At 38.1% G+C, this 339-nt stretch carries 1 protein-coding gene; it reads left to right on the forward strand.

What is annotated here, in order from left to right; all coding sequences use genetic code 11:
* Positions 1-110: 110 nt before the first annotated feature.
* On the forward strand, positions 111-339 hold a 229-nt coding region (locus AOA61_RS33105), incomplete at its 3' end, for an EamA family transporter (RefSeq protein WP_368731129.1).

The raw sequence follows: 339 nt of genomic DNA on the forward strand, positions 1-339 counted from the left end.
AAACAATATATGTTATGGTAGAGTTACATTTTTTTCATAAGAGGTGAATCATTATTTATCCTTACATATTTATTCTGTTAGTTGTCATCTCCTATGCTGGGAACATCCTCATTGGCAAAGCAATCAACGAGCTACCACCATTTACAATTGCTTTTTTCAGACTACTCATTGCATTCATCGTCGTCTTTCCCATAGGATATCTTAGCGCTTGGAAAAATCGAATGACGTTCTGGGAATATCGAAAACCATTTCTCATCATGACCTTAGTGGGAGTCACCTTTTTCAATACTTTCATATACGGGGCCTTGCAATTCACCACGGCATCGAATGTCGCAGTAC

The organism is Pseudomonas sp. 2995-1, assembly GCF_002742505.1.
In the GTDB taxonomy this organism is placed as follows: Bacteria; Pseudomonadota; Gammaproteobacteria; order Pseudomonadales; family Pseudomonadaceae; genus Aquipseudomonas; species Aquipseudomonas sivasensis.